This window comes from Microvirga sp. KLBC 81 (assembly GCF_003075415.1).
Classification (GTDB): Bacteria; Pseudomonadota; Alphaproteobacteria; order Rhizobiales; family Beijerinckiaceae; genus Microvirga.
On record NZ_QDAH01000174.1, the window covers coordinates 1 to 4322 of the forward strand.

The window sequence follows — 4322 nt, forward strand, 5'->3', positions numbered from 1 at the left end:
AGTGTCTCGATCAGCATCCGGAGGATGGGCCGGGCGAGCTCTGGGATCGGCTCGGCCTCATCCTCGACAGCCTGCACGAGGTGCGGAACGTGAGCCGGGAAGGAATGCTTAATCTGCTTTCTGCGCAATAAGCGGACCTTCATGGAGCGCTTGGAAATTCAGTCTCTGACCCGGAGGCGACCTTCAAGGGGCCATGTTGCCTCGGGCCTATGGGTCTCGCACGAGGTCCGGCAGGGCCTGCACCAGGGCCTGAGGGTCGAACGGCTTCTGCCAGCGTGGAATGGCCTGGTACCGATCCGGCACGGCGCTCTCGTCATAGCCGGTGGCGAACACAACCGGGATGCCCCGGGCCGCGAGCGCCTCCATGACCGGGAAGACCATCTCGCCGTTCAGGTTGATGTCGAGAATGGCCGCATCGAGGCGCTCGCCCGTGGCCAGGATCGCCTGCACCTCATCCCGGGACGCCACCGGCCCGACCACCTCGGCCCCGAGCGCGCGCAGCGCCCGGGCGATGTCGCGGGCGATGAAGTATTCGTCCTCGGCAACCAGCACTCGGCGTTGCGCCAAAGCGCCACGTGGTGGAGCAATCATCCCCCGTTCCTTGTTGAACCCTCGTCAGGGGCTTCGGGCAGGAGTAAGCTAGCAGCGGCTGCGCCAGAGTAGCATAACCTCTGCCGCCGCGCTGTTGGATTCGATGGGGTAAGGCTGGACGGTAGACCTCCTGATCGCACCACCGACCATGAGATCAGAGGCTTACGCAAACGCTTGGCTTACAAAGAAAAGCTGTCTTCGGTTGATAATGTCGACGTGCAATTGGGAATAGATTTCTCCCTCCTTGCTGTTGTGCGCTTTGATATGCTTGCCGAGATTGCCCGCCTCCGGTTCCAGGACATCACATCGGACCATCCGCGGGCCAGGTTGGACCCTTGCTTCAATGTCGAGTGACAGACCATATCTAACCGTTGCCGATGACAGTTCTCGGCGCTTCCCAAGGGTCCGCGAGCTGGACAAGATCGCCGGCGGACACCCGCTGTTGCACATCCTCGAAGCCTTGCCGGCCGCTGTGTACACCACCGATGCCGCGGGGCGGATCACCTTCTACAACCAGGCCGCTGTTGACCTGTGGGGGTGCCGCCCAGAGCTCGGAACGAGTGAATGGTGCGGCTCCTGGCGCCTGTTCTGGCCGGATGGGCGGCCAATGCCGCACGATGAATGTCCCATGGCCGTCGCGTTGAAGGAGAACCGGGCTATCCATGACGGGGAGGCCATCGCCGAGCGTCCCGATGGGACACGGGTTCCTTTTCTGGCCTCTCCGACTCCGCTGCACGACGCGTCCGGGGCCGTGATCGGAGCCGTCAACATGCTGGTCGACATGACCCAGCGCAAGAAGGCCGAGGAGCACCAGAAGGTGCTGCTGGCCGAGCTGCAGCACCGGGTGCGGAACACGCTCGCGGTGATCCGCTCCATTGCGCGCCAGACGGCGGAGACAAGCGAGACGGTGGAGGACTACGCCATGCATTTCGACGGCCGGCTTGGTGCCTTCGCCCGGGTGCAGGCGGCGGTGACGCGCGATCCCACCGCCGGGATCGCTCTGGCATCCCTGGTCGCGGAGGAGTTGCTCTCCTTTGCGGCCCAAGAGGGCGAGCAGTTCAGCCTGTCGGGACCCGATCTTCGTCTCCAGCCCAAGGCGGCCGAGACCGTGGGACTGGCCATCCATGAGCTGGCGACCAACGCGGTCAAGTATGGGGCGCTGGCGAGCCCCAACGGGCACGTGACGGTGGTCTGGCGCCTGGAGGACCGGGATGTCGATCCGCGCCTGATGATCGAGTGGACCGAGACGGGGGTGGCGGAGTTCTCGCTCGTACCCCGGCGCAGCGGCTTCGGGACCGAGCTTCTGACGCAGACCTTGCCGTACCAGCTCAGGGGAACAACGACGCTGACGTTCAAGCCGGGCGGGCTCCAATGCACCATCGAGCTCCCGGCCAAGGGGGTGTTGCAGTAGCCGGAGCCAGCGGATTGGTGCGGCTGGCGCGCTTCATGCCACAAGCTTGGACTTTGCGCGTGCGTCCTATGCCTGGTCCGGCTGCAATCCCAGCAGTCGGCACGAAGGTCGCCTCCTTGCAGATAGTGTTGATTTAGTCGGACGTTGATCGAGGTGGGCTGGCGTGATTCCATCGTCCTGTCGCTTTGTGGAGGGCGGGACGATGATGGGCATGCAAGTGGCGCCGGCACAGCTCCTCTATGACTTCTGCCTCGACGATCATCTGCCTGCCGATCACCTGCTGCGCCGCATCGACCGCTTTCTCGACCTGGAGAGTGTGGGTTCTACCCTCAAGCTGTTCTACAGCGCGATTGGCCGGCCCTCTGTGGATCCCGAGTTGATGATGCGCATGCGCATCATCGGCTACTGCCTGGGCATCCGATCCGAGCGGCGCCTGTGCGAGGAAGTCCACCTCAACCTGGCGTGCCGCTGGTTCTGCCGGCTTGGTTTGGAGGGCAAGGTGCCGGACCACTCCACCTTCTCGCGCAACCGCCACGGCCGCTTCCGCCAGAGCGACATCCTGCGCCACCTGTTCGAGAGTGTGGTCGAGCGATGCCTGCACGAGGGGCTGGTCGGGGGCGAAGGCTTTGCGGTCGATGCCGGCCTGATCGCGGCTGATGCCAACAAGCAGCGTTCCATCCCAGGTGATCAGTGGCAGGCCCAAGATCATGGTGCCGAGGCCACCCGCGTGATCCGGCAGGCGGAGGTGGGAGCCTCTCGTACCATGCTCGAGCGCACCGCTGGCGCTTTGGGCTCAAGCCGCAGCATCTGGCGGCTCACTCGTCTGAGACTGCGTGGAACCTGTGGCGCAAGGGATGAGCTCCTGCTGGCCGCCACCGCCCAGAACCTGAGGCGGCTCGCCAAGCTGCGCCCTATGCCCACCTTTGCCGGGGCTGGGGCATGACGATGCGCCTCCAGCCATCGCGAACCCGGCTCAGGAGCCGGAGCACCGGGGCAGGCTTGGACGTCCCACAGTCCTGAAAACTCTGAGCAGACCTTTACGCTGCCGTACTCAGGGGCCGGTTTTGGCCTTAACCAGTCGTTCCGGCGCAGGCATTTATCGCCGGTTGGGCTTGGCGGTACCCCGGCAGAGCCGTCGATGGCCTCCTGCCGCAAGGCCGTTGTTACTTGCGCAAACTTGCTCCTATCCGTCATATGGGACTGGACCGGAGCGGGTAGACCCATGGCTCTCCTGACCACCCTGCCGTTATGGCTGTCTGGCGTTCTTCTCGTCGGCGCGACCACGCTTCTCGCAATGGCCGCTCCCGTCCTCGTTCGCCGGCGCGTCAGCTCGGACCGGCTCCGGATCAACAACGAGGTGGCTGGCTTTACCTTCGCGACCGTCGGCGTACTCTATGCCGTGTTGCTGGCCTTCGCCGTGATCATTGTCTGGGAAAAGTTCAGCGAGGCAGAGCATGCGGCGGCCCAGGAGGCTGGCGCGGCAGCGACCCTCTACCGCCTGGCCAACGGAATCGGCGAAGGTCCCGGCGGGGCTCTCCGCGATAGCCTGACCAACTATCTCAGGGCGGCTGTGACGGAGGACTGGCCTGCGATGGCGCGGAGTGGGTCAAGTCGCGAGACAACCCGTGCCCTCGACACCACCTATGCGGCCCTGCTGACGTTCACCCCGGGCGACGGCCGCGGGACCGCTCTCTTAGATGAGGCTCTCCGCCAGCTTGACGGCCTGACCGAGGCACGCCGCACGAGGCTCGTTCTGGCCTCTGGCGCGGTCCCTGGGGTGCTCTGGTTCGTGCTCGTCGGGGGTGCTGTCCTGACGATCGGCTTCACGCTCTTCTTTGGCACCGAGAACCTGCGCGTCCAGGCCATGATGACTGGGATCCTGGCCTTCCTGATCTTCTCGGGGCTGCTTGTGATCATCGCCATCAACCATCCGTTCGCGGGACCAGTGAGGGTGCAGCCGGAGGCCCTCTTAGCGGTGCTGGAGGACTTTGGAGCGAAATTCCAGCCGTAACCGCTGGTGGAACCCGGCGCTGCTGTTGCAGAGGAGCATGGCCCAGAGACAACTGCATGTCTCGGAAGCAGACCGAACGTCTGCTTTGGCTGGTGGCGAGGACAACCCACGCAATCCACCAGTTTGCCCGCCGCGCAACAGCGTGTTGTGTCCAGTCTCGGGCCTTCTGATAATCTTGCTTGAAAAAGTAGGCGACAGCCAGTGTCGTGTACCGGAAGAAGATGCTGGGGTCTGAACCGCGCCGAATTTTCCGGAGGCTGATTGGCTTGGATTTTACGCGGCCATCGGCATGACCTCAAGCTGGGCACA

Annotated in this window: 3 protein-coding genes and 1 pseudogene; 3 read left to right on the plus strand and 1 reads right to left on the minus strand. The window is 64.2% G+C overall.

The annotated features are described in order from the left end of the window. Window positions 1-207: 207 nt before the first annotated feature. Window positions 208-591 carry a response regulator gene (locus DC522_RS32620; RefSeq protein ID WP_116532573.1) on the minus strand — a complete coding sequence of 128 codons (384 nt, stop codon included), beginning with the start codon at window positions 589-591 and terminating at the stop codon, window positions 208-210. A 343-nt stretch (window positions 592-934) separates the two neighbouring features. Between DC522_RS32620 and DC522_RS32630 the strand changes: the two genes are divergently transcribed. The 3 genes and pseudogenes from DC522_RS32630 (at window position 935) to DC522_RS32640 (ending at window position 4013) form a co-directional block, all read left to right on the plus strand. After that, window positions 935-2002 (plus strand): sensor histidine kinase, encoded by a 1068-nt coding sequence (locus DC522_RS32630; protein WP_116532575.1) that lies wholly within the window; start codon window positions 935-937, stop codon window positions 2000-2002. A 202-nt stretch (window positions 2003-2204) separates the two neighbouring features. Further along, window positions 2205-2857, plus strand: a pseudogene (locus DC522_RS32635) (transposase); the annotation flags it as partial. A 367-nt stretch (window positions 2858-3224) separates the two neighbouring features. Then, window positions 3225-4013, plus strand: a complete 789-nt coding sequence (locus DC522_RS32640) for a DUF4239 domain-containing protein (RefSeq protein WP_165820430.1) — start codon at window positions 3225-3227, stop codon at window positions 4011-4013. Window positions 4014-4322: the final 309 nt, after the last annotated feature.